The organism is Bacillus sp. D386, assembly GCF_006346415.1.
In genome coordinates, this window is the sequence record NZ_VEMV01000001.1 from 502801 (window position 1) to 526159 (window position 23359).

Consider the following 23359-nt stretch of genomic DNA (forward strand, 5'->3'; position numbering starts at 1 on the left):
TATTCTTTTAACTAAATAATTTTACCGCAATATCATATTTTAAGCAATAAAAAAGCATCAGTACTGATGCTTTTTCTCTTTTATAGCCATCAGGATGATAAATACTGCTCAAGAATCACTCCATGTAAAGCTGGCGATGACACTAGGAATGAGCTCTTCTTTAGATAATGAATCGGGTTACCTTGCAGATCAGTCACTTTTCCACCCAATTCTTCAATAATCACGGCTCCCCCCGCAAAATCCCATGGCGCCAATCTCATCGATATATAAGCGTTCATTCTCCCAGTAGCAACATAGGCAATTTCAAGGGCAGCAGATCCATAGGACCTGGTCCCTCTTATATCTTTGACAAGTCTGCCCGTCAGATTCTTATCAATTTTTTTATTGTCCGTCAGCCAAATTGGATTTAAACCTATAATAGATTCGGGAAGTGGAACTTCCTTTATCTTAGGAATCTCGCTATCATTGAGAAAAGCTCCTTTTCCCTTTATACAGTGATACAGTTCATCATGGACAACATCATATATTAGCCCAATCTTTCCAATACCATTTTCTATTATACCTATTGATATCGCAAAATTTCTTTGCTGGTGCACAAAATTCATTGTTCCGTCTATAGGATCGATAATCCAAACTACTCCATCCAGTGACTGCAAATCATGGCCAGAACCTTCTTCACCGAGAATATGATGAGTAGGAAATTGTTCAGATATTTTTTCTTTAAAGAATTGCTCTATTTCCATATCCATATTAGTGACTAAATCATTTACATTTGATTTTGTGTTAATATCTAAAATTGATTCAAATGAGTTAATAATCTTTACCCCTGCTTCTTTAATCCATTGAACCGCCATCTCGTGAATGTTGGACCATTCCGCCATTTTTCCCACCTCAATTAAAATCTTTTCTATAGTATGTATATTAATTCCAGTTTAATTCGAATGACATTAAATAACAAGAAAAGACGAACATCATGAACGAGAACATGCAGTTCGTCTTAATCAATCAAAAAATCATATAATAATATCCACTATTAAAGTGCTTTTAAGCGCAGAAGTTCTTTTCTTATTCTTTCAAGTTTTTGTTTTGAACAATTTTTTTGTTTTTCATCATCCTGCTGAATAGCTTCATATAAGGTAGCCAATTCATAATCCAGTTCCATCCGGAGAACTACTTTTCTATGTTTCTCGACTTCTTGAGCTTTCAGTTTGTGATTAACTACCTGTTTCATAAAAATCCTCTCCTTGCATTTATTTTAAGAAAATTCAGAAATTTAATTGTACTTTGTACTATAGTATGTTCTTTCTGGATTATTGCAACCAAAATAGACAAGCGCCTAGTTACATATGCATAATATTATTTGGCCTCTCTATTCTTATGCTAAAATAAGAGAGAATAGGAGGTAATATATATGGTTATAAAAGGTTTCACAAATGAAGACTTTAATGTATTTACAATAGATGGTCTCGACCAACGAATGGATGCAATCAAAACCTTAATACGTCCCAAATTTGAAACATTAAGTCAGATTTTCACAGAGGAATTATCTGTTTTAACACAAGATCCAATGTATCCCCATATTGCAAAGCATGCTCGTCGTACGATTAACCCGCCGAATGATACATGGGTATCTTTTTCATCCAATCCACGCGGTTACAAAATGCAGCCACATTTTCAAATCGGTCTGTGGGAAACCCATTTATTTATTTGGTATGCAATTATTTATGAAGCCAAAGACAAAGCGCAAAAGGGACAACGTTTGGCTAGCCAAACTGAATCGATAAAAAATCTTATCCCATCTGATTACGTGTGGTCTATTGATCACATGAAGCCGGAAGTTATTCCTCACAGTACATTATCAACCGATGGCTTAAACGATATGTTTAATCGTTTACAAACAGTCAAAAAAGCTGAATTATTATGCGGCTATCAAATTCCACGCGAGGAAGCTGTTCAGCTTTCCGGTGATCAATTAGTTGAAATTATTCATGATGTATTTGTACATTTAATACCCCTGTACAATGTCTAATAAACTCGAAAAAGACATTAACCCCCATTAGCACTATGCCAAGGGGGTTAATGTCTTTTATCGGCTTAATTTTATAAATCCTTCATTAGCACTGTTTTTTGCTCGCTTAATTGCTTGATAGGCAGAGTAGCCACTCACTTCTTCAAACTCATTGCACAATTTCTTTTCCTCAGATTTAGAAGGAACAATTCGCTTAAACTCATTGTAAAGGTTCATTAACTGTTCCCTTTCTATCCCGTTCTCATAAGCTTTCTCGATTCCTTGAAAAAAAGATATAACCTTTACGATCTCATCAGTAGACCATTCATAATCAATCGGATATTGATAATCCATATGTACCACCTCTTATGTTGTAATTGCTTTCCAGCGTTCTCTTATAGCTGCTGCTTCCGCTAGCATTCTACTGAACAATTGCTCTACTGTTGGCTCATCCTTAATTATACCAACAACTTGACCAGCCCAACCAAAACCAGCTTCTGAATCTCCATTATATATAAATGCTTTGTTTCTTACACCACTAATATAATCTTTTAAATCCTCATATGTACAATTATTATCCTCCATTCCAAGGATAATATCCGTAAGCGGATTATGAATGGCACGTCCTGGAGCACCTAAGCTCTTTTTAATCACTACCGTATCCTTTTCAGAGCTATCTATGATTGCTTGCTTATAAGCGGCATGAGCATGTATACATTCTTTCGTAGTAATGAATCGTGTACCCATTTCTATACCTTCAGCACCCAGGGCCAGCGCTGCCATTAAACCTCTTCCATCTCCAATACCTCCAGCAGCAATAACAGGAATGGAGACATGATCAACTGTCTGAGGCACCAGGACCATTGTACTCAACTCATCTCTTCCTATATGGCCTCCACCTTCATAGCCAACCACCATAACTGCGTCTGCTCCAAGTTCTTCAGCTTTCATAGCATGCCTTACCCCTGCAGTCAATACGAGTGTTTTTACTCCAGTACCCTTAAACATCTCTAAAAATTCTTTCGGGTTTCCCCCTGTAACAGAAACAACTTCTACTCCTTTGGAGAGTACCACTTGTACAAATTCTTCATAAGGTTTACCGTGGTTACCAATAGCAAAATTAACTCCGAATGGGGAAGAAGTCATAGAACGTACCTTATCAATTTCACTAGCTAAATCCTCAGGACTGCTCAATGACATAGCTGTAATTTGACCAAGTCCACCAGCGTTTGAAACGGCGGCAGCCAATTCAGCATAGGCTAGATAAGCCAGCCCCCCTTGAATTATTGGCAGCTCTATGCCAAGCAACTCTGTTACACGCGTTTTCCACATAAAACACCCTCCTTTGTCGTTAGGATTGCTTTTACACAATGGCAATATATGATTCGCTTCTTAATTGAAAAGTGAAACCAATCATTTGTGTATCATTAATTTATCATATAAAGAATAAGTAAAGAATACACCGTGTTCTTGCGAGTAAATAAAAAAGACAACCCCTGGAAAATTGAAGGTTGTCATCGCTAATGTTAACTTTTTATAGTTTTCAAGATTAAATGATTATAGTTTTTGAAATGAACCGGTTTTGGTCTAGTGACTATTCTTGTTCACAACTGTGGCAATCAGTGCATGTTGCATACAATACTGTTACTTTTTCGTCTTCAAAATGATCGATTGTATTGTTGCATCCTGTACATACGATTGTACCCATTCATTTCATCTCCTTTTCTAAATGTAAACGCCTTCCAAGAAAGCGTTTTAATTCCATAAATCAATAATAGTATAACTCATTGAATATTTCAAGCCCAAATTGTATAACACATTAAAATATTTTTCGTTAAATTGTGTATAATATATTATTAATATGACAATTAGACACTCTTATCCTGCAAATGTATCAGTAAGTGTAATATCAATATTTAAACAGTTAAATTGGCTATTATTCTAATGATTTTATCCATGAATTCCTTCATTAATGAAATTAAATACACTTAACCAAGAAAAGCGTTTTCATTATCACCCTTGTTATCCATTTTCAGGTAATGATAAACTAATTAAAATAAATTAATTCAGGGAGGTTCCTATGACTTTATCAACGTTTATAAAAATGAAGGGATCCATAAAAGATGACATAACTATTGAGGACATTAAACAATTGATCAATCAGTATAGACAATCAATCTCGCATACTTCCGAACAATTAGCATGGGATTATAGTAAAACTGCATTTCCTTATGTTTTGAAAGTAACAGACGAAGGGAAACATAATTGGTTTTATTTATACTCAGAGGAAAAGGACTATCACATGATAGCCATTGGAGTGGATTATGAATATATACAAACCCCTGATGAAAATAAACAAAGAGTCCCTTATATCCAAATCAGTCTATCTCAACACTCTACAATTGGTGATAAATCGAAGGCTAATGAGTTTGCTAAATTTTTATCAAAGAAATTAAAAGGGGAACTTCATTTATTTAACGGGAGAATCATCCATTTTAATCTAAAAAAGTAGAGCCATACTTTATACTTTAAATTGGTTTATTTAGAGGGCTTATAACCTATATGTACCTAATAGTGATGATCAAGCTACTGGTTGAATAGCTATCTAGAAAGTCGTCAAATCATGAATCATCTACCGAGCAAGGACAGATCTAGTTTTGCCAACACATATTAACTCAATCCGGAGGTTTCCCCTTAAGCAGGCGCTAACCATACCAAAGGATTTCTGTACAAACATATTACCCACCCATCCACTCTTCAACTAGTTACTTAAAAATAGTATTGAAAAAGGCAGCCTAATTACTGAGGCTGCCAGAACTCTTCCATTAAAAAGATTTTATTTCACGAGGATTTATCACCCTATAACCCTTTGCACGTAATCCTTCAACTAATTCTGGCATTGCATCATTAGTCCATTTACGGTCATGCATAAGCAGGTTTGCTCCCGGATACAATTCTTTGCTAGTAAGCATAACTTTCACTAAAGCGTCCTTATCTTGGTACTGTTTTTCCCAATCGTATCCTATTGTCCAATTCATTAACTGCATTTTTTCTTCTTTGGCTATTTGTTTTGAGAACTCTGTGTTTTGCCCATATGGAGCTCTAAAAAATCTGGGCCTTTCACCGGTTATAGTTTCCACCATATCATTCACTTTAATAATTTCTTCTTTTTGCGCCTCTTCATCCAATTCTGGCAGGACGGCATGGCTATATGTATGGTTACCGATTTCAAATCCCATATCATAGATTTGTTTCAATATCTTTTTTTGCGCATCCGATTCCAAAAAATGTCCGTTAACGAAAAATATAGCAGAGGCATTCATTTCTTTTAATTTTTTTGCCATTGCTAAACTATATCGATCCGGTGCATCATCGATGGTTAATAGAGCTACTTTCTTTTCACCATCTTCTATAGGCTCAATTTTCCAATTTGTTAGATTGACCTGATAGTTTTGTGAAATCTCCTCTATCGGCTTCGCTGCTGTTTCTTTAGGTACCTCTTTGTTAATTTCAGCTTTATTAGGCTTTGTTCCCTGATTTGATTGTGTCTGTTCTACACTTTTATTAGGTGTATCTTCTTTCGCCTTCTCTTCTTCTCCGCAACCAGATAGCAACAGAACCATAGATGTAAGCAAAGCTATAGCATATCTCATGAAATTCCACCTTTCGACAACCTTATCCTATATTTTACCACTTTACCGACAAAATAAAACACCCCTGTCCAAAAAGGATAGGGGTGTAAAAAATAATTAATTATTTAATAATGTGGATTGGGCTTCCCATCGCAACTTCTGCTGCTTCCATTGTGATTTCTCCCAATGTAGGGTGAGCATGAATAGTCATAGCGATGTCTTCAGCAGTCATTCCTGCTTCAATTGCAAGGCCTAGCTCTGCAATCATATCAGAAGCACCAGGTCCAGCAATTTGAGAACCGATTACTAATCCGTCTTCTTTACGTGTAATTAACTTCATAAATCCTTCTGCAGAATTTAATGCTAAAGCACGTCCGTTTGCTGCAAATGGGAATTTAGCAGCAACGATATCTAAACCTTCTTCTTTTGCTTGTTGTTCAGTATAACCAACTGTTGCAAGTTCCGGTTCGGAGAATACAACTGCAGGAATACCTAGATAATCAATCTCAGCTGCATGTCCTGAAATAACTTCAGCAGCGATTTTACCTTCATAAGAAGCCTTATGAGCTAATTGAGGGCCAGAGATGATATCACCAATCGCAAAAATATTACTTACAGATGTACGGCATTGCTTATCTGTTTTAATGAAGCCTCTTTCATCTAGTTCAATACCGACTTGTTCTAAACCAATTTCATCAGTATTAGGTTTTCTTCCAACCGTTACCAATAGATATTCAGCTTCAACTTTTTTCTCTTCGCCTTTTTCTTCGTAAGTAACAATTACACCATTTTCAGTTTCTTCCACGCCTTTAGCTTTAACTTTAGTGAAGATATCTACATCTTTCTTCTTCAAGTTACGTTTAACGATAGAAGACATTGGTTTTTCGAAAGCAGCCAAGATTTCGTCCATACCTTCTAGAATGGTTACTTTAGTACCAAAGTTAGCATATACAGAACCAAGCTCAACTCCAATTACTCCACCGCCGATAATAGCCATGCTTGCAGGGATATGATCAAGGTTTAAAGCACCAGTGGAATGAATGACACGATCAGAATATTTAAATGTCGGTAATTCAATCGGTCTAGAACCTGTTGCGATAATAGCGTTTTTAAATGTATATGTTTGAGCGCTATTTTCAGTCATAACACGGATGTTATTAGCGTCTACAAAGTAAGCTTCACCTTTAACGATGTCTACTTTGTTACCTTTAAGTAATCCGCCAACACCACTTGTTAATTTTTCTACTACAGTACCTTTCCAGGCTTGAACTTTAGAGAAGTCCACTTTTACGTTTTCAGCAGTGATACCAAGATCTTCAGAATGTTTGGCATCATGATAACGGTGACCTGCAGTAATTAAGGCTTTGGATGGAATACATCCAACGTTCAAACATACGCCACCAAGGTCTCCTTTTTCAACGATTGTTACTTTTTGTCCAAGTTGCGCAGCACGGATTGCAGCCACGTAACCTCCTGGACCAGAACCGATTACTATAGTATCTGTTTCAATTGGAAAATCTCCAACTACCATGTCTTATCCCTCCATCAATAATAATTCTGGGTCATTTAATAAACGTTTAATGTGATTTAATGCATTTTGACCAGTAGCTCCATCAATCATACGGTGGTCAAAGCTTAAAGATAATGATAATACAGGAGCAGCTACAATTTCACCATCACGAACGATTGGTTTTTCTGCAATACGTCCGATTCCAAGAATCGCAACTTCTGGGTGGTTAATAACTGGTGTGAACCATTGTCCACCGGCAGAACCGATATTTGAAATTGTGCAAGAAGCACCCTTCATTTCATTAGGAGCTAATTTACCATCACGAGCTTTTCCGGCAAGTGTGTTGATTTCATTAGAGATAGCAAACATAGATTTACGATCTGCATCTTTAACTACAGGTACAAGAAGTCCTTTTTCAGTATCAGCTGCAATACCGATATTGTAATAGTGTTTATGGATAATTTCTTGTGTAGCATCATCAAGAGATGTATTTAATGCTGGGTACTCTCTTAATGCACTTGTTAAAGCTTTAACAACGTAAGGAAGGAATGTTAGCTTAATTCCTTTTTCAGCTGCAACTTCTTTGAATTTCTTTCTGTGAGCAACCAATTTAGTCACATCTACTTCGTCCATCAATGTAACGTGTGGAGCTGTATGTTTAGAGTTAACCATCGCTTTAGAAATAGCTTTACGAATTCCACTCATTTTTTCACGAGTTTCAGGATATTCTCCTGCAGGAATAGCCGCTGCAGCTGGTTTAGAATCTTCTTTGGCAGCAGGAGCTTCTTGTACAGGCGCACTTTCTTGTCCACCATTCATAAATGCTTGGATATCTTCTTTTAATACACGGCCATTTTTGCCTGTGCCTTTAACCTTGTGAATATCCACACCGTTTTCTCTAGCAAATTTTCTAACAGATGGCATAGCGATTACACGATCACTTGCAGTTTCTTCTGCTTGTGGCTGTGAACCTGCACCAGTTGGAGTATCTGAGTTTGCTGGAGCTGCTGCTTCTTTCTTAAGGTCTTGTCCGCTTTCTAAAGTAGATTGAACTTGAGCTTCAGTTTTTTCTTCACCGTGCTCATCACCTTTAAATTGTACATCTTCATAACCTGGTGCATCAAAAGTTACAAGTACATCACCAACTACTGCTACAGTACCTTCTTCAACTAATACTTCTTGAACAGTACCTTCTACTGGAGATGGAATTTCAACAACAGATTTGTCATTTTGCACTTCACATAGTACGTCATCTTCCTGTACTTTATCACCTGGTTTAATAAACCATTTTACTATTTCACCTTCATGTATACCTTCGCCGATATCCGGGAGTTTAAATTTAAAAGCCATGGCTTTTCTTCCTCCTCTTTCTTTTCAGTTTTTAAAGTTATGGTTGTGTTAGTCAGGAAATGCCACGAAAGCATCTCCTGTTATGTTAAAATTCTAAAACTTTTTTTGCAGTTTCAAGTACATCTTTATGATTTGGCAACCATATAGGCTCTGCTTGAGAGAATGCAAATACTGTATCAGGTGCAGTTACACGCAATACTGGTGCTTCCAGGCTTAAAATGGCACGGTCGTTGATTTCAGCAACAACTTGAGCAGCAATACCTGCTTGCTTTTGTGCTTCTTGTACTACAATTGCGCGTCCAGTTTTCTCAACAGATGCAATAATTGTATCCATATCAAGCGGGCTGATTGTTCTTAAATCGATTACTTCTGCAGATACACCTTCTTTTTCAAGTTGCTCTGCAGCTTTAAGTGATTCCTGAACCATTGCGCCATAAGTAATAATAGAAAGATCAGTACCTTCACGTTTCACGTCAGCTTTACCTAATGGAATTGTATATTCCCCTTCAGGTACTTCTTGACGGAAAGAACGGTATAATTTCATGTGTTCTAAGAAGATTACCGGATCGTTATCACGGATAGCAGAGATTAACAAACCTTTTGCATCATATGGTGTAGATGGAATAACCACTTTTACACCTGGTGTTTGAGCCATTAAACCTTCAAGGCTGTCTGCGTGCATCTCAGGTGTATGTACACCACCGCCAAATGGTGAACGGATTGTAATTGGTGAAGTATAAGTACCACCGGAGCGATATCTCATACGAGCCATTTGACCAGCAATAGAGTCCATAACTTCGAATACGAAGCCGAAGAATTGGATTTCAGGAACAGGACGGAATCCTTGCAATCCAAGTCCAATTGCCAATCCACTAATACCAGATTCAGCTAAAGGGGTATCAAAGATGCGGTCTTCTCCAAACTCCTTTTGTAATCCTTCAGTAGCACGGAAGACACCACCGTTTACTCCTACGTCCTCACCAAATACGAGAACTTTAGGATCATTACGCATTTCAGTACGTAATGCATCAGTGATGGCTTGAATCATCGTCATTTGGGCCATGGCTTATTTCGACTCCTTTTCTTTGTAAATTTCATATTGTTCTTCTAGGTTGTATGGAAGCTCTTCATACATATTCATAATTAAATCAGTTACTTTTTGTTTTGGAGTATTATCCGCTTCTTTAATAGCAACTTTGATATCTTCTTTTGCTTGTTCAATTACTTCATTTTCTTTCTCTTCGCTCCATAGTCCTTTTCCTTCTAGGAATTTACGGAAACGAACAAGTGGATCTTTTTTCTCCCACTCGTTATCAAGGTCAGCTGTACGGTAACGTGTTGGATCATCACCAGCCATTGTATGTGGACCATAACGATAAGTTAAAGTTTCAATTAAAGTAGGACCTTCTCCATTGATTGCTCTTTCGCGTGCCTCTTTAACTGCAGCGTAAACAGCCAATGGATCCATACCGTCTACCTGAATACCTGGGATTCCGGCAGCCACTGCTTTTTGAGCGATTGTTTTAGCAGCGGATTGTTTTTCAACCGGTGTAGAAATCGCAAAACGGTTATTTTGAACGATAAAGATTGCAGGAGCTTTAAATGCACCGGCAAAGTTGATTCCCTCGTAGAAATCACCTTGGGAAGCACCGCCGTCACCTGTATATGTGATTGCAACAGATTTCGCTCCATTTTTCTTCATACCAAGAGCTACACCTGCACATTGGATATATTGTGCACCAATGATGATTTGCGGAGAAATCACATTAACATCTGCAGGAATTTGATTTCCAGCAAAATGGCCACGAGAGAACAAGAAGGCTTGAGTCAACGGAAGACCATGCCAAATCATTTGTGGTACATCTCGGTAACCTGGTAAAATGAAATCTTCTTTTTCCAAAGCAAATTGGGATGCCAATTGTGAAGCTTCTTGTCCAGCTGTTGGAGCATAGAAACCAAGACGACCTTGTCTATTCAAAGAGATAGAACGTTGATCAAGAATACGAGTGTAAACCATTCTTCTCATTAATTCTTGAAGCTGTTCATCGCTTAAATCAGGCATAGCTGATTTATTTACGACTTCTCCCTCTTCATTTAAAATTTGCAACGTCTTGAACTGGTCGCTTACGCTTTCCAACTGCTTCTCTGCCTCAAAAAGGACTTTTTGTTGTTTAGAAGCCATAGGATTCACATCTTCCTTTCTATAAATGGTTAAATATCCATCTTCAAATTATCATAATGCCAGTTTTCCACACCTAAACCATTAGATAACTGTATTAGTTTTCTCTTGATAAATAGTAGTACAACTGTATCAATGGTTAAAGTTTACACGATTTAAATAATTGCCGTCAACTTATATGATTCGAGTATGTAAACATTTTCACAAACTTTCTTTAACGACAAACTGTTATACATTAATATTTTTTTATACTAATACAGAATGTGGAAAAAGCGCTTACAAAGATGAACTTTCTGTATTTATAATCCCCTAAACTAAAGTAATATGGGCAAAATAACTAACCTTATTAAACATGCAATACTAAATGTATAAAACCTAATAACCATTTTTAAATTATAATAAAAATAATCATACTCGATACTGGTCAAAAATCAATTAGGTTTTACTACTTAACAAAACATACCAAAACTTATCGAATTGATTATCGACAACCTGGAATTTCTATAAAAAAAGCCATCACTCCTGATGGCTTTTTCTTATTCTGTATCAACATCTAGTTTTGCCCTTTTATAGAAAGCAATCTTTTGTTCATTATATTCATTCGTTAAGTCATTAAATTTTTTGTTTGAGTTCATCAGTGAATTATACGTTTCATTGATTTTCTCAATTTGTTCTTGTAAATCTTCTTTGGTCACATCCTCTTTTTTAAAGAGTGTGTATAACTCATTCTCCTGTGTAAGACTCTTTGTATAATGTTTATACAGTTCATCATACTCATCATATCTTTTCGTCATTGTATCCTTTAATTCATTCGCTTCTGCTTTTAAGGATGAGTCTTCAAGATCGTTTATATGACCATTTAAATCCTTAAATTGTTCCTTAGCTTTATCGATAGCTTCTTTTTCCTTCTTCATTAACGCTTGTCTTTCTTCTATTCCTTTAATAGCATCATTTGATAATGATTGTATTTCTTCTATTTCCTTCATACCCAATTGTATAATCTTTCCATACAGTTCATTATCTTCTTCCTCCAGCTTTTGAAGCGGCTCTTGTTGTTTTTGGAAGTCTTCCTCCAATGCAGCCACTTCCTCCAGAGTATCATAAATTTTCTCTTCTGGACTGCTATTGTTTAGACATCCTGTTAATGCAAGGATTACTACTAACATACTTGTAAGTGTAATATTTTTTTTGTATTTTTCCATGATTAGCACTCCTATCTATCCCTACTTTACTATAACGAAATGGAAATATTTTGACAACAAATAACATATATAATAGGAGTAATACCCCCGAAATTACTTAGTAATCTAAATATAAGGTAATATATTGTAGTATGATTGCTATTGATTAATTCCTAAACTTAAAATACGCTACTACGTAAAGATAAGTAAGGCGTACAGACCCCTTATATGTTTGTTAAGATTACAGAAGTCATAATTAACTTTTTATGCAAGGTTTGATAGACTATAGAGTATAAATGGACAGTTTTATGAGGTGAAATAATGATTACAATGCAAGATATTATCAGAGAAGGGCATCCCACTCTACGAAAAAGAGCGGGGGAAGTACAAATTCCGCCTTCCAAAGAAGACCAAGAAATTCTCAAAAGCTTAATGGAATATGTACAAAACAGCCAGGATCCAGTAAAAGCAGAAAAATACGGTCTACGTCCTGGGGTTGGGCTGGCAGCTCCTCAAATTAATATTTCAAAACGAATGATTGCCATTCACGCTACAGACGATAAAAATAAGCTCCATAGCTATTCTCTCTTTAATCCAAAAATTATTAGCCATTCTGTTCAGAAGGCTTATTTAAGTACCGGAGAAGGCTGTTTATCAGTAGATCGTGCCATACCAGGCTATGTTCCCCGTTACAATAAAGTAAAAGTACAAGCTTATACGCTTGAGGGGGAAGAGATTACTTTAAGATTAAGCGGCATGATGGCCATTATTATTCAGCATGAAATTGATCATTTAAATGGAGTCATGTTCTATGATCATATAAATCCTAAAGATCCATTTGCCCATTTAGACAATGCGGTAGCCATTGAAAAATAAAAACCGGTGATTAATCACCGGCTGTGACTGTAGACATTTTCCCTATTTAGGTTGGTCTACAGTCTTTTTTTGTTCACTTATTTATAGAAACTATGTGGCTAAACCGCTCTGCCCTATTTTATGACTAGTCAGTTGCTGATTACTAACAAATTTATATAAGCTTTAATTCCTTTAATCCGTAATAAATCCCATCTGAATCTACGCTTTTTGTAATAAAGTCCGCTTCTTTCTTTAACAGCGGTACACCATTTCCCATGACCACACCCGTACCTGCTGCCTTAATCATTTCAAGATCATTTAATCCATCACCAAATGCATAAATTTCATCCATAGAGAATCCCTTGCGCTCAATCACATACTCAATTCCTTTAGCTTTTGACCCTCCATTTGGTACTACATCCATTGCATATGGATGCCAGCGTATGAATTGCAGATCCGAATAGTTTCCTTCATAAAGAGACGTATGATGTTCCTCACAAAATAAAAGAGCTTGGTAAATTTCATGGTTTTTATAAAAGTCTCCCTTTTCCTCGGGATGTGGAAAATGAAGAGATCCCATACTCTCTTCTATAAAGGGATCATGTGTAACGTTGGCTTTCATTGTTTTCTCATTCATATAGATCATGGAGTGACCATTCGCCTTTGCTTCTCTCGTTAATTTTTCTAATTGTGATTGAGATAGAGGGTTTTTATAAATCATCTCATGCTCAAAAACAACATATTGACCATTAAAGCTGACAAAAGAGTCGATTTCCAGTTCATGAATAAGATGGCTGAACATAAAAGGTGCCCTACCTGTCGCTATTGCAACGTATGTCCCATTTTTTCTAAGTAAATGGATTGCTTCCTTAGTGGATTCCGGTAATTTCTTTTCAGAATTTAGAAGTGTCCCATCAATGTCAAAAAATACAATTTTACCCATAAACATTTCCTCCCAGATGCGCAATACTATATATAACGTATTATTGTCTACAATCATACTATCATAATAAATAGTAAACCTCTGCATGAGGAATCTCATACAACAGGAAAACAGCTATGATTAGTTATCTTGACTCTTCAGGAAAAATAGTAACGGTTAAAGATATTAGTTATACTTAGATTATGAATCAGACGCGATTGTAAATAAATTACAATATAAGCTTTTGAATCCAAGCATATACTATTTATGAGTGGGACGATAAATTTATTTTTACGTTTAGGTACTTATATCCCTCAAGCATATTTACCAAACGCTTAATTACCATTAAAATAATAGATAAAGGAGATGGTCAGCCATGTTAAAAAAGCTCAGAAAAAAGCTTCTCAAACAATGGAAAGACCTGATGGGCAGGAAATCAATTGCATAATTTTTTGAAAAGCCCTTCAAATATCCTTGCGGAGGGCTTATTCTATACGGTAAAGTAGATAACAGTCCTTAAAGAAAATTGTTTAAACATGCAAATGTTAGGAAATTTTCTTATAATAGAGATGATGAACTGTTTAGACCGACAGTCTAAGATGAATATCAATAGATAAGGTGGCCTGGTTGTTGCTCCTTGCCACCTCTTTATTTATAAATTTTACAAGAGTAAGTTAGGAGAGATTTACATGATTTTTAAAGTTTTTTTTCAGGAGAACGCAGCTGAGACACCCGTTCGCGAAAATACTAAATCTATTTACGTTGAAGGGGAATCGGAAAGAGATGTCCGCCAAAAGTTAAAAAGCCTTCCATACAATATTGAATTTGTTCAAGTTCTTAAAGATGAATATTTGGAATTTGAAAAACAGAATCCAGATTTCCATATTACGGAGACCAAATAATATATGAAATTTGTCAAGAACGACCAAACAGCTGTTTTCGCCCTCGGAGGGCTAGGCGAAATCGGCAAAAACACATATGGCGTTCAATTCCAGGATGAAATTATTCTAATTGACGCCGGAATAAAGTTTCCGGAAGATGAATTACTTGGCATTGATTATGTCATACCGGATTATTCCTATATCGTAAAAAACGCGGACAAGATTAAAGGTTTGTTTATTACTCATGGTCATGAGGATCATATTGGCGGGATACCTTATTTACTAAAGCAAGTGAATATTCCACTTTATGGAGGCAAATTGGCACTTGGATTAGTAAAGAAGAAATTAGAAGAACACGGTTTACTAAGACAAGCCATTATCCATGAAATTAAAGAGGACGATGTGATCAAGTTCCGGAAAACATCTGTTACTTTCTATCGTACCACTCACAGTATCCCGGATGCATACGGCATTGTGGTTAAAACACCACAGGGCAATATTGTACATACCGGTGATTTCAAGTTCGATTTTACTCCGGTTGGAGAACCTGCCAATTTAACTAAAATGGCTGAAATTGGTAAAGAAGGTGTTCTATGCCTTCTCTCAGACAGTACAAATAGTGAAATCCCTAATTTCACTATGTCTGAGCGTAAAGTTGGCGAAAGTATACATGATATATTCCGAAAAGTAGAAGGACGCATTATTTTCGCAACCTTTGCTTCGAATATTCATCGCCTGCAGCAAGTTACAGAAGCAGCTGTACAAAACAACAGGAAAGTAGCCGTTTTTGGTCGCAGTATGGAAAATGCCATCGAAATTGGACTTCAACTTGGTTATATTACCGCACCAAAAGAAACATTTATTGATACTCAGCAATTAAATAGATTACCGGCAAACGAAGTAACGATTCTTTGTACTGGTTCACAGGGTGAACCGATGGCTGCCTTATCTAGAATTGCAAACGGTACTCACAGACAAATCCAGATTAATCCTGGTGATACAGTTGTATTCTCATCATCACCAATACCAGGTAATACGGTTAGTGTATCACGCACCATTAATATGTTATTCCGTGCTGGAGCCGATGTCATTCATGGTCCTTTAAGTAATATTCATACATCTGGCCATGGTGGACAGGAAGAACAAAAATTAATGCTCAGATTGATGAAGCCTAAGTTCTTTATGCCAATCCATGGAGAATACCGCATGCAGCGAACACATGTACAAACAGCTGTGGATTGCGGTGTCTTGGAGGAAAATTGCTTTATCATGGACAACGGTGAAGTGCTGGCACTTACTCAGGATAGTGCTACCGTTGCTGGCAAGGTACCTTCCGGCAATGTCTATATTGATGGAAGCGGAATCGGGGACATTGGAAATATCGTCCTTCGCGACCGTCGTATTCTTTCAGAAGAAGGTCTTGTGATAGTTGTTGTCAGCATCAATATGAAAGAGTTCAAAATTGCTGCTGGGCCGGATATCATTTCTCGCGGGTTCGTCTATATGCGTGAATCAGGAGATCTGATTAACGATGCTCAAAACCTAATCACTCAGCATTTAAATAAAATCATGGCACGTAAGACTACACAATGGTCTGAAATTAAAAATCAAGTTACAGACACACTCGGACCTTTCTTATACGAAAGAACCAAAAGACGTCCGATGATTCTGCCTATTATCATGGAAGTATAAAAAGCACAAACGCGAGTACCTTAACAGGTACTCGCGTTTTTCATTTTGTTCGGAATAACATTTTATTGATCAATAGAGTAAATGGAGTCAGAAGCAATAATCCGATTACCAATAAGCATCCTAATGTTAACCATAAGTGGCTCCCATTAAACGAGTCCAATGTAATGAACGGATCAAGTATAAAAGGCAAATGTGAAATACCATATCCGTAGAAAGCAAACAAAAACTGAAGTAATACAAATATAAATGCTAAACCATGTCTTTTATTTCGAATGATTAAGTATAGGGCAGCCATAAAGCTAATTAAAGAAAGCGCAAATAACCACCAAATCTCCAGAGCATTTTGAAAATGACGCAAATTATGTCCCCTTAATGAAATAGTCGCTAAAGCAACTGCAATGATCGTAGGAACACTCCAAAAAAGAGCATAGCCTCGCACAGTCATACTTGCCTCCTTATCATTAGACTTTTCCTTATAATAGAGCAAGAATACGGCGCTTATAAACAATACACTTACAATTGTCAGAAACACGACACTCCAGGAATAAGGACTGAGGAACAATTTTTTTACCAGGAGAAACACTCGTTCTCCTTCTTTTTTTATAAAACCTCCCTCAGATATCGTAAGCCCAATGGATAAAGAGGCAGGAATAAGGATCCCAGTCGAAACATAAACGAACAAAAATGACCAGCTTGTTTTGTTCCCTTTTTTATACAAAAAATGTGCCATAAATCTGATGACTACCAGTAATAAAACGACCAGCCCTGGTAGAACCAATGCTCTGCCAAAATAATTAAATGTATCCGGAAAAAATCCAATTAATCCTGCCACAAAAAATATAAAGAAAATAATCGTAATATGCCAGAGTCGTGGATCATAATGACCTGTCGATTTAGGAATTCCCACCTGCTTACCTTTAAAACGACCATAATATGTAAAAAAACCAACCCCAAACTCAATGGAAGCAATTATGACATATACATAAAGGAAGGACCATAATACCGTTATTGTCAGCAGTTCAAAATTCAAGGTTACGACGCCTCCTTTTTAGTTTTATAAAGTGATTATTACCTATCCATACTATTTACCGGAAAGAGAGAACCGCTCTTCATTCTTCACATGTTTCTTGAATGTCCCACGGAACTATTAATCACCGATTGATTTCCAATCAACGAACCCTCTTTTCGCCTAAAATTCCAATATATATCCAAAATAAATATCACATATGCAAATAATACATAATCCGGTTAAATGTTTACAGTATTTTCAACCAAACTTTTTGGGAAAATAGTAAAAGTGGCTATGAACACACCAGTAACATAACTCAAGGGTCAATATTTAAAATTTGTAGAAATTGATAAAAGCAAGCTTTATTATCTATAACTTTATCATTGTATCAGTTTATGTTGAATAATGATTATGTCTTTTCAAACATTTTACCTTTCACTTGGCAAATCATTCAACTTCCTTTATGGTATATCTATATTATTCTATTATGATAGTAAAAGGCTGCATACATTTTCCTTCAAGATGAAGGTTATAGTATACCAAAAAAATTGTATCTATCATAATTGAATACTTCCGTTTATATCAATAAAGAAGTTGTTAGGAAAGGATTGGTTTAATGGAGAATTCGTTCATAATGGGTTTTAAATTTTCAGATCTCAAGTGGGAAACCTGGCTTTTCGATATTGGAATTTGGGTTCTAAAAATCTTTTTATTTTATTTAATCTATAAAGTAATACGCACGTTTACTTTTAAAATCATTGAAAAGATTTTCTCGCGCATGCAGGCCAAAGAGAATCTTTCTGAGAACCGTACGAAAACATTGGAATCCTTAACGAAAAACGCTTTTGGGTACGTCTTTATATTTATCTTAATAGTCACCATCCTGGAAATGTTAGGAATCAACGTTAGTGCGATTCTAGCCGGTGCCGGAATCGTTGGTTTAGCGGTCGGCTTTGGGGCCCAGGGATTAGTGAGTGATGTAGTAACCGGCTTCTTTATCCTGCTCGAAAAACAGATTGATGTTGGGGATGAAGTGACAATAGGAGTTATTAAAGGCGTTGTAGAAGTAGTCGGACTTAAAACAATCCAAATAAGAGGTTATGACGGAAGCCTCCACTATATTCCCAATCGACAAATTGCCATACTAAGCAATCATTCACGTGGAGCTATGAGAGCTATGGTGGAAATTAAACTTAAAGCAGAAGATAATTTGGAGGAAATCACAAAATCAATTAAAGAAATATGCCATACAATGGCCGAAAAAGATGAAGATATCCTAATGGGACCCGAGATTCTTGGCATCCAGGATATGGGTACAGCTGATTATACAATTCAAATTGTAGCCCGAACAACAAATGGACAGCAATACCATGTTGAACGTCAGCTGCGCTCTAGGATTAAAATAGCCATCGATCAAATAAGGCTTCAATACGCTGCTGAAGGAACAGAATAATATAGAGAACCCGGCTGCTATCTCTTTAGCCGGGTTCTCTTTTTATATTGATTTCATTCGAATATAATCTGTTATAACCGATACAGCAAAGGGTAGTGCCTTTTCATCAGGATTTAATTTAGCATGGTGCAATCCATACGATGACTGAACACCAAGCCAGAACATAAAGCCTGGAATCTCCTTAATCATGTATCCAAAGTCCTCACCCGTCATTGCTTCCTTGCAATTGACGAATGTCGTATCCTGCCGCTGATACAGAAATTTCATAAACTCTTCTGTTAGATTAGATTCGTTATATACTTGATAGTAGGAAGAACCAAAATCAACATTAATCTTACAATCAAGAGCCACTTCCATTCCTTTTGCCATTTCCAGTATTCGATTCCGGATCAATAGCATAGAATCCTCAGATAGCGTCCGAATCGTCCCTTCTATCCGCGCATTTTCAGCAATACTATTTTGGACAGTCCCTCCTGTTATTTTCCCAATTGTAACAACAGCCGAATCAAGTGGATTAATATTTCTTGCTACAATAGTCTGAAGCTGAGTAACAAATTGACAGGATGCAATCACCATATCATTCGTCAGATGCGGATAAGCAGCATGTCCACCAACCCCTTTAAAATCTATAAAGATCTCCGAGGTATTAGCAAAGAGTAAACCTGTTTTGGTAGCGATTGTTCCTACCGGATATTCCGGAGCTATATGCAATCCAAAAATCAAATCAGGTCTCCACTTAGAAAACTGCTCAGCAGCAATCATCTCCTCTGCTCCTCCAGGGCCCTCTTCTGCGGGCTGGAACATAAATAATACATGGTCATTGATTGGATTTTCCACTAAATTTGTTAATACACCAAGGGCGATGGTCATATGAAAATCATGGCCGCATGCATGCATATAATCTGCATGCTCGGATTTAAAGGGAAGCTCCGTTTCTTCTCGAATCGGCAAACCATCAATGTCAGCACGGTAGCCTATGGTTTTCTCAGGAGATAGCCCTTTTACTCGAACAAAAATTCCTGTTCTCCATTTTTCCCATTCTATACGATCCTGAGGAAGATTTCTTATGTAATCTATCAAATATTGTTGCGTCTTAAATTCCTTATAACCAGGTTCAGGGATCCTATGCAAATCTCTTCTTATAGAAATTAACTTTTCCAAATTGCAGCTCACCTCATCTCCAATTTAAAAACAGGCGCGGAAATCATCATCTCCACGCCCCTTCCATTTTTATTATAGCTGACGAAGCTCATCCTTAATTTCAATTTTGGATTTAGTCTTTTCATCAATTGTTTTAATTACTTTAGCCGGAACTCCAGCAACTACTGTATGAGCAGGAACATCTTCTACTACAATTGCTCCAGCCGCTACTACAGCTCCCTCTCCTACTCTGACACCTTCTAAAATAACCGCATTAGCACCAACAAGTACATTATCTTCGATTACAACAGGATTGGCAGATGGAGGCTCTATTACGCCAGCCAACACTGCTCCTGCTCCAATATGGCAATTTTCACCGACAGTTGCACGTCCGCCAAGCACGGCATTCATATCAATCATAGTCTTATCTCCGATGCTTGCACCAATATTAATGGACGCTCCCATCATAATCACCGCATTATTTCCAATATGAACCTGATCACGGATAATCGCCCCCGGCTCAATACGTGCATTAATCCCTTTTAAATCCAGCATTGGAATTGCGGAATTTCGACAATCATTTTCAATAACATAATCTTCTATTTTCGCCTTGTTTTCCTCTAATGTTGGTTGAATATCAGACCATTCTCCAAAAATCACCCCTGTGTTACCGGTAATAAATGTTTTAACCTCAGGATTAAATACCAGCTCACTGATTTCTCCCTTTATGTATACTTTAACCGGCGTTTTTTTCACACTGTTTCCGATAAAGGATATAATTTCATTTGCATCCATCATTTTCATAGTATATTTCTCTCCCCTAAATAATTTTCTATTACTTTATCAAACAAGAGTAGGAAAAACAAGAATAGAGATTTCATTTCTATTCAATTAACATTTCCTCAATCAAACTTACAAAAGCCTTAACCTGTCTTAATTCTAAGGAAGCATCGTAGCTTACAAGCCATGTCTTTCTTTCAACAGACTGCCCCTCCAAATCATACAAGGGATGTTTAAAATACGAGGCTTCACCTTCTCTTAAAGAAATACCGGGCAATATGGCATACCCAATTCCATTCATCACCATTTGTTTACAGGTTTCAATTTGATCCACAAGAATGGTACGTGTCGGTGGAATTCCATAATGGCGGATCCACCAATTTTGAATCTCTCGATAATAGTTCGAATCACTTTTAAACAAGATAAATGGGCGTTCTGTAGTTAACGCATCTGATAATTGGTTAAGCTCGGTATCCACAAGGTATAAGTGATCACTGAACAATAGCTTTTTATAACCATGCCAGTCAGGAACCCCTCTCAATATACCAATATGAGACTCTCCATTATAGATATTTTCGATCATTTCACTGCTCCAGCCTGTCACAAGTGAGATCTTAACATTGGGATATTTGTTAACATATTTCTTTAAAATCATCGGGAGCCAATATTGGCCGACTATAGAAGCACTCGCAATTTTTAATGTACCTTGTACATTATGATTGAGAGCATCTACTTTTTCTCGTGTTTTTTCTTTTAATTTCAGGGATTCCCTGGCATATTGAACGACAATTTCTCCCGCCTCCGTCAACGTCATTCCTTTTGCTGATCTAATAAAAAGCGGTGTTCCCCATTCTCTTTCTATTGATTGAAGACGTTGTGAAAGTGCCGGCTGAGAGACAAACATTCTTTCGGCAGTCTTACGTAAATTCAGTTCAACAGCAAGAGTATCCAATAATTCAAAATCAGTTATAACCATTTGTTCTCCTCACAAACCAATCTCTTCTTAATCAGACATTCATTTTATTTTACCTTTATATTCTGCTGAACTGCAAATATTACAATATAGCAGATTTAATGAGGCTGTTACGATTTCTCTTTTGGCATTTTCAATATCAAGAACAAGCTCAGTATAGCCAGTAGTAAGACAATGAAATACACAATACCCAATGAATGTGTTAATCCACTTTGGATCTGTTCCAATCTTTCCGGCTCTAAAGAAGATCGAATCTCAGTGTTAAGCAATTCGTTTACCGAATTTAAATCTATATTTTCATTTTGTGAATAATAAGCGTTTAAACGATTATTCAATATACCTCCCAATAATGCGGCACCGATTGTGTTTCCCAGATTTCTCATGAACATGTTTGCAGCTGTTGCAGCACCTCTTTGTTCCCAATCCACAGTAGATTGGATGGACACGATAAAAGCAGTGCTTGTAAGCCCCATTCCCACACCAAGCAAGAAGGATCCAGAAGCGGCCAAAAACACATATCCATGGGAGGGCAAAAATGTAAAAGCCAGTGCACCCAGTATGATAAAGATTCCACCTGTTATACAAGTAGTACGATACCCTATCTTCAAGATCATATTGCCTGATATAAAGGATGCTATCGGCCACCCTATAGACATGGCAGTAAGAGTAAATCCTGCTATCATTGGGGATTCCTCCATTACTCCCTGTACAAATGTTGGTAAATAGCTTGATACTCCAATTAAAACAATACCGGTTGTAAGAGAGGTTAAATTAGCAAACAATATTGATTGATTCTTCCAGATAGAAAAAGGCATAACGGGCTCTACAGTTCTGTTTTCATGCTTCACAAAGCAAAACACCAAAATTAGCAGGAGTATAATTAACAACGAACTTTTTAAAGAAAGCCAGGAAAATGAAATCCCTCCTTGCACAAATAAAAACATTAAAAGCGACAAAGAAACAGCAAGCATTGCTGAACCCATATAATCTACCTTTTGTTTTTTAACCGTCTTTTGCTCATGGAAGAAAAATAGCAAACCTCCTAAAGAGAGAAATCCTAACGGAATATTAATCCAAAAGATCCAGCTCCATGATATGTACTCGATTAATAATCCGCCAATAGCAGGTCCCAAAATAGCCGATATTCCCCAAACACTTGATAAATAACCCTGAACTTTTGCTCGTTCTTCTTTCGTATATATATCCCCTACAATTGTCATTGCAACGGGCGTAATGGCTCCAGCTCCAAAACCCTGTATTAAACGAAAAAAAATTAAGCTTTGCATGGACCATGCATATCCAGAGCCGAGGGAACCAAGCAGAAACACTGTAATCCCAAATAACAATACTGGTTTTCTGCCAAATAAATCAGATAGCTTCCCATAGATTAATACCGTTACCGTATTCATTAGCAAATAGGCTGAGAAGACCCAACTATACAGGGAGAAGCCTCCCAGATCACCAACGATCTCAGGCATTGCAGTTGAAACGATAGTACCCTCGATGGCACCCATGAATAAAGCCAATAGGATTGAAATTAATACTAAAGGGCGTTTTGTCTTCTTCTTTGCCCTTTTGAAAGACTTTTTTTCTATGCTTGAATCGATTGAATTCATTTTTCCACGCCCCTCCCTATCATTTTAACGAAGTTCCTATCCTGGATAAAGTTAATTTGGAATATTATATCTATTAAAAGTTTTGTTGAGTTATTAGCATGTCTTAGAGTGTTTTATTGATAACATTGTTTAAAGTCACTTTTAAATTTAAGTTATACAACTTTATAAACCATGTAAA

At 36.8% G+C, this 23359-nt stretch carries 23 protein-coding genes; 6 read left to right on the plus strand and 17 right to left on the minus strand.

The annotated features are described in order from the left end of the window. Window positions 1-89: 89 nt before the first annotated feature. Together FHY45_RS02415 and FHY45_RS02420 are read right to left on the minus strand one after the other, a co-directional pair. Window positions 90-881: an inositol monophosphatase family protein gene (locus FHY45_RS02415; RefSeq protein ID WP_066100824.1), complete on the minus strand. Its 792-nt coding sequence runs from the start codon at window positions 879-881 to the stop codon at window positions 90-92. Window positions 882-1033: 152 nt separating this feature from the next. Beyond that, window positions 1034-1231, minus strand: a complete 198-nt coding sequence (locus FHY45_RS02420; RefSeq protein WP_066100827.1) for a hypothetical protein — start codon at window positions 1229-1231, stop codon at window positions 1034-1036. Window positions 1232-1411: 180 nt separating this feature from the next. Here FHY45_RS02420 and FHY45_RS02425 point away from each other — a divergent pair, with 180 nt between their 5' ends. Further along, a complete protein-coding gene (locus tag FHY45_RS02425) occupies window positions 1412-2029 on the plus strand; it encodes a DUF1054 domain-containing protein (protein ID WP_139891312.1) in 618 nt (205 codons plus the stop codon). A 57-nt stretch (window positions 2030-2086) separates the two neighbouring features. On the opposite strand, the gene FHY45_RS02430 is transcribed toward FHY45_RS02425, so the two are convergent. The 3 genes from FHY45_RS02430 to FHY45_RS02440 form a co-directional block, all read right to left on the minus strand. Further along, complete coding sequence (locus tag FHY45_RS02430) at window positions 2087-2362, minus strand: UPF0223 family protein (RefSeq protein ID WP_066100834.1); 276 nt, start codon at window positions 2360-2362, stop codon at window positions 2087-2089. A gap of 12 nt (window positions 2363-2374) precedes the next feature. Further along, window positions 2375-3340, minus strand: coding sequence for an NAD(P)H-dependent flavin oxidoreductase (locus FHY45_RS02435; RefSeq protein ID WP_066100837.1), 966 nt, complete (start codon window positions 3338-3340; stop codon window positions 2375-2377). A 262-nt stretch (window positions 3341-3602) separates the two neighbouring features. Further along, entirely contained in the window at window positions 3603-3716 is a 114-nt protein-coding gene (locus FHY45_RS02440; protein ID WP_077247942.1) for a GapA-binding peptide SR1P, read from the minus strand. Window positions 3717-4088: 372 nt separating this feature from the next. On the opposite strand from FHY45_RS02440, the gene FHY45_RS02445 reads away from it, so the two are divergent. Then, window positions 4089-4520, plus strand: a complete 432-nt coding sequence (locus tag FHY45_RS02445; protein WP_066100840.1) for a DUF1885 family protein — start codon at window positions 4089-4091, stop codon at window positions 4518-4520. A 313-nt stretch (window positions 4521-4833) separates the two neighbouring features. Here FHY45_RS02445 and FHY45_RS02450 read toward each other — a convergent pair whose 3' ends face one another. The 6 genes from FHY45_RS02450 to FHY45_RS02475 form a co-directional block, all read right to left on the minus strand. Continuing rightward, window positions 4834-5661: a polysaccharide deacetylase family protein gene (locus FHY45_RS02450; RefSeq protein WP_066100842.1), complete on the minus strand. Its 828-nt coding sequence runs from the start codon at window positions 5659-5661 to the stop codon at window positions 4834-4836. A gap of 100 nt (window positions 5662-5761) precedes the next feature. Next, window positions 5762-7171 (minus strand): dihydrolipoyl dehydrogenase, encoded by a 1410-nt coding sequence (lpdA, locus tag FHY45_RS02455; RefSeq protein ID WP_066100846.1) that lies wholly within the window; start codon window positions 7169-7171, stop codon window positions 5762-5764. A 3-nt stretch (window positions 7172-7174) separates the two neighbouring features. Beyond that, a complete protein-coding gene (locus FHY45_RS02460) occupies window positions 7175-8500 on the minus strand; it encodes a dihydrolipoamide acetyltransferase family protein (protein ID WP_066100849.1) in 1326 nt (441 codons plus the stop codon). A gap of 85 nt (window positions 8501-8585) precedes the next feature. Beyond that, the gene (locus FHY45_RS02465; RefSeq protein WP_139891313.1) at window positions 8586-9563 is read right to left on the minus strand and encodes an alpha-ketoacid dehydrogenase subunit beta; all 978 of its coding nucleotides are present in this window, start codon (window positions 9561-9563) and stop codon (window positions 8586-8588) included. Window positions 9564-9566: 3 nt separating this feature from the next. Beyond that, window positions 9567-10682, minus strand: a complete 1116-nt coding sequence (gene pdhA, locus FHY45_RS02470; RefSeq protein ID WP_139891314.1) for a pyruvate dehydrogenase (acetyl-transferring) E1 component subunit alpha — start codon at window positions 10680-10682, stop codon at window positions 9567-9569. A 533-nt stretch (window positions 10683-11215) separates the two neighbouring features. After that, the gene (locus FHY45_RS02475; protein WP_139891315.1) at window positions 11216-11881 is read right to left on the minus strand and encodes a YkyA family protein; all 666 of its coding nucleotides are present in this window, start codon (window positions 11879-11881) and stop codon (window positions 11216-11218) included. Window positions 11882-12181: 300 nt separating this feature from the next. On the opposite strand from FHY45_RS02475, the gene def reads away from it, so the two are divergent. After that, a complete protein-coding gene (def, locus tag FHY45_RS02480; protein WP_066100859.1) occupies window positions 12182-12736 on the plus strand; it encodes a peptide deformylase in 555 nt (184 codons plus the stop codon). A 151-nt stretch (window positions 12737-12887) separates the two neighbouring features. On the opposite strand, the gene FHY45_RS02485 is transcribed toward def, so the two are convergent. Then, window positions 12888-13658 carry a Cof-type HAD-IIB family hydrolase gene (locus FHY45_RS02485; protein WP_066100860.1) on the minus strand — a complete coding sequence of 257 codons (771 nt, stop codon included), beginning with the start codon at window positions 13656-13658 and terminating at the stop codon, window positions 12888-12890. Window positions 13659-14326: 668 nt separating this feature from the next. Between FHY45_RS02485 and FHY45_RS02490 the strand changes: the two genes are divergently transcribed. Both FHY45_RS02490 and rnjA read left to right on the plus strand, forming a co-directional pair. Then, on the plus strand, window positions 14327-14539 hold the full coding sequence (locus tag FHY45_RS02490) for a DNA-dependent RNA polymerase subunit epsilon (RefSeq protein WP_066100864.1): 213 nt from the start codon (window positions 14327-14329) through the stop codon (window positions 14537-14539). Window positions 14540-14542: 3 nt separating this feature from the next. After that, window positions 14543-16210 (plus strand): ribonuclease J1, encoded by a 1668-nt coding sequence (rnjA, locus tag FHY45_RS02495; protein ID WP_066100868.1) that lies wholly within the window; start codon window positions 14543-14545, stop codon window positions 16208-16210. A 40-nt stretch (window positions 16211-16250) separates the two neighbouring features. Here rnjA and FHY45_RS02500 read toward each other — a convergent pair whose 3' ends face one another. Continuing rightward, entirely contained in the window at window positions 16251-17240 is a 990-nt protein-coding gene (locus FHY45_RS02500) for a cytochrome d ubiquinol oxidase subunit II (protein WP_066100870.1), read from the minus strand. 613 nt (window positions 17241-17853) lie between these two features. On the opposite strand from FHY45_RS02500, the gene FHY45_RS02505 reads away from it, so the two are divergent. Further along, on the plus strand, window positions 17854-18672 hold the full coding sequence (locus FHY45_RS02505) for a mechanosensitive ion channel family protein (RefSeq protein ID WP_066100873.1): 819 nt from the start codon (window positions 17854-17856) through the stop codon (window positions 18670-18672). Between the two features lie 42 nt (window positions 18673-18714). Here the strand turns inward: FHY45_RS02505 and FHY45_RS02510 are convergent, their stop codons facing one another. The 4 genes from FHY45_RS02510 to FHY45_RS02525 form a co-directional block, all read right to left on the minus strand. Further along, on the minus strand, window positions 18715-19833 hold the full coding sequence (locus tag FHY45_RS02510) for an N-acetyldiaminopimelate deacetylase (protein WP_139891316.1): 1119 nt from the start codon (window positions 19831-19833) through the stop codon (window positions 18715-18717). A gap of 72 nt (window positions 19834-19905) precedes the next feature. Then, window positions 19906-20616 carry a 2,3,4,5-tetrahydropyridine-2,6-dicarboxylate N-acetyltransferase gene (gene dapD, locus FHY45_RS02515; protein WP_066100880.1) on the minus strand — a complete coding sequence of 237 codons (711 nt, stop codon included), beginning with the start codon at window positions 20614-20616 and terminating at the stop codon, window positions 19906-19908. Between the two features lie 79 nt (window positions 20617-20695). Continuing rightward, the gene (locus FHY45_RS02520) at window positions 20696-21568 is read right to left on the minus strand and encodes a transcriptional regulator CcpC (protein WP_066100883.1); all 873 of its coding nucleotides are present in this window, start codon (window positions 21566-21568) and stop codon (window positions 20696-20698) included. 107 nt (window positions 21569-21675) lie between these two features. After that, entirely contained in the window at window positions 21676-23181 is a 1506-nt protein-coding gene (locus FHY45_RS02525) for an MDR family MFS transporter (RefSeq protein ID WP_066100885.1), read from the minus strand. Window positions 23182-23359 lie beyond the last annotated feature (178 nt).

Excerpts from the sequence above, each read along its gene's own strand:
- FHY45_RS02415 (WP_066100824.1), bottom strand. The coding sequence starts at position 881 with ATGGCGGAATGGTCCAACATTCACGAGATGGCGGTTCAATGGATTAAA.
- FHY45_RS02420 (WP_066100827.1), bottom strand. The coding sequence starts at position 1,231 with ATGAAACAGGTAGTTAATCACAAACTGAAAGCTCAAGAAGTCGAGAAA.
- FHY45_RS02425 (WP_139891312.1), top strand. The coding sequence starts at position 1,412 with ATGGTTATAAAAGGTTTCACAAATGAAGACTTTAATGTATTTACAATA.
- FHY45_RS02430 (WP_066100834.1), bottom strand. The coding sequence starts at position 2,362 with ATGGATTATCAATATCCGATTGATTATGAATGGTCTACTGATGAGATC.
- FHY45_RS02435 (WP_066100837.1), bottom strand. The coding sequence starts at position 3,340 with ATGTGGAAAACGCGTGTAACAGAGTTGCTTGGCATAGAGCTGCCAATA.
- FHY45_RS02440 (WP_077247942.1), bottom strand. The coding sequence starts at position 3,716 with ATGGGTACAATCGTATGTACAGGATGCAACAATACAATCGATCATTTT.
- FHY45_RS02445 (WP_066100840.1), top strand. The coding sequence starts at position 4,089 with ATGACTTTATCAACGTTTATAAAAATGAAGGGATCCATAAAAGATGAC.
- FHY45_RS02450 (WP_066100842.1), bottom strand. The coding sequence starts at position 5,661 with ATGAGATATGCTATAGCTTTGCTTACATCTATGGTTCTGTTGCTATCT.
- lpdA (WP_066100846.1), bottom strand. The coding sequence starts at position 7,171 with ATGGTAGTTGGAGATTTTCCAATTGAAACAGATACTATAGTAATCGGT.
- FHY45_RS02460 (WP_066100849.1), bottom strand. The coding sequence starts at position 8,500 with ATGGCTTTTAAATTTAAACTCCCGGATATCGGCGAAGGTATACATGAA.
- FHY45_RS02465 (WP_139891313.1), bottom strand. The coding sequence starts at position 9,563 with ATGGCCCAAATGACGATGATTCAAGCCATCACTGATGCATTACGTACT.
- pdhA (WP_139891314.1), bottom strand. The coding sequence starts at position 10,682 with ATGGCTTCTAAACAACAAAAAGTCCTTTTTGAGGCAGAGAAGCAGTTG.
- FHY45_RS02475 (WP_139891315.1), bottom strand. The coding sequence starts at position 11,881 with ATGGAAAAATACAAAAAAAATATTACACTTACAAGTATGTTAGTAGTA.
- def (WP_066100859.1), top strand. The coding sequence starts at position 12,182 with ATGATTACAATGCAAGATATTATCAGAGAAGGGCATCCCACTCTACGA.
- FHY45_RS02485 (WP_066100860.1), bottom strand. The coding sequence starts at position 13,658 with ATGGGTAAAATTGTATTTTTTGACATTGATGGGACACTTCTAAATTCT.
- FHY45_RS02490 (WP_066100864.1), top strand. The coding sequence starts at position 14,327 with ATGATTTTTAAAGTTTTTTTTCAGGAGAACGCAGCTGAGACACCCGTT.
- rnjA (WP_066100868.1), top strand. The coding sequence starts at position 14,543 with ATGAAATTTGTCAAGAACGACCAAACAGCTGTTTTCGCCCTCGGAGGG.
- FHY45_RS02505 (WP_066100873.1), top strand. The coding sequence starts at position 17,854 with ATGGGTTTTAAATTTTCAGATCTCAAGTGGGAAACCTGGCTTTTCGAT.
- dapD (WP_066100880.1), bottom strand. The coding sequence starts at position 20,616 with ATGAAAATGATGGATGCAAATGAAATTATATCCTTTATCGGAAACAGT.
- FHY45_RS02520 (WP_066100883.1), bottom strand. The coding sequence starts at position 21,568 with ATGGTTATAACTGATTTTGAATTATTGGATACTCTTGCTGTTGAACTG.
- FHY45_RS02525 (WP_066100885.1), bottom strand. The coding sequence starts at position 23,181 with ATGAATTCAATCGATTCAAGCATAGAAAAAAAGTCTTTCAAAAGGGCA.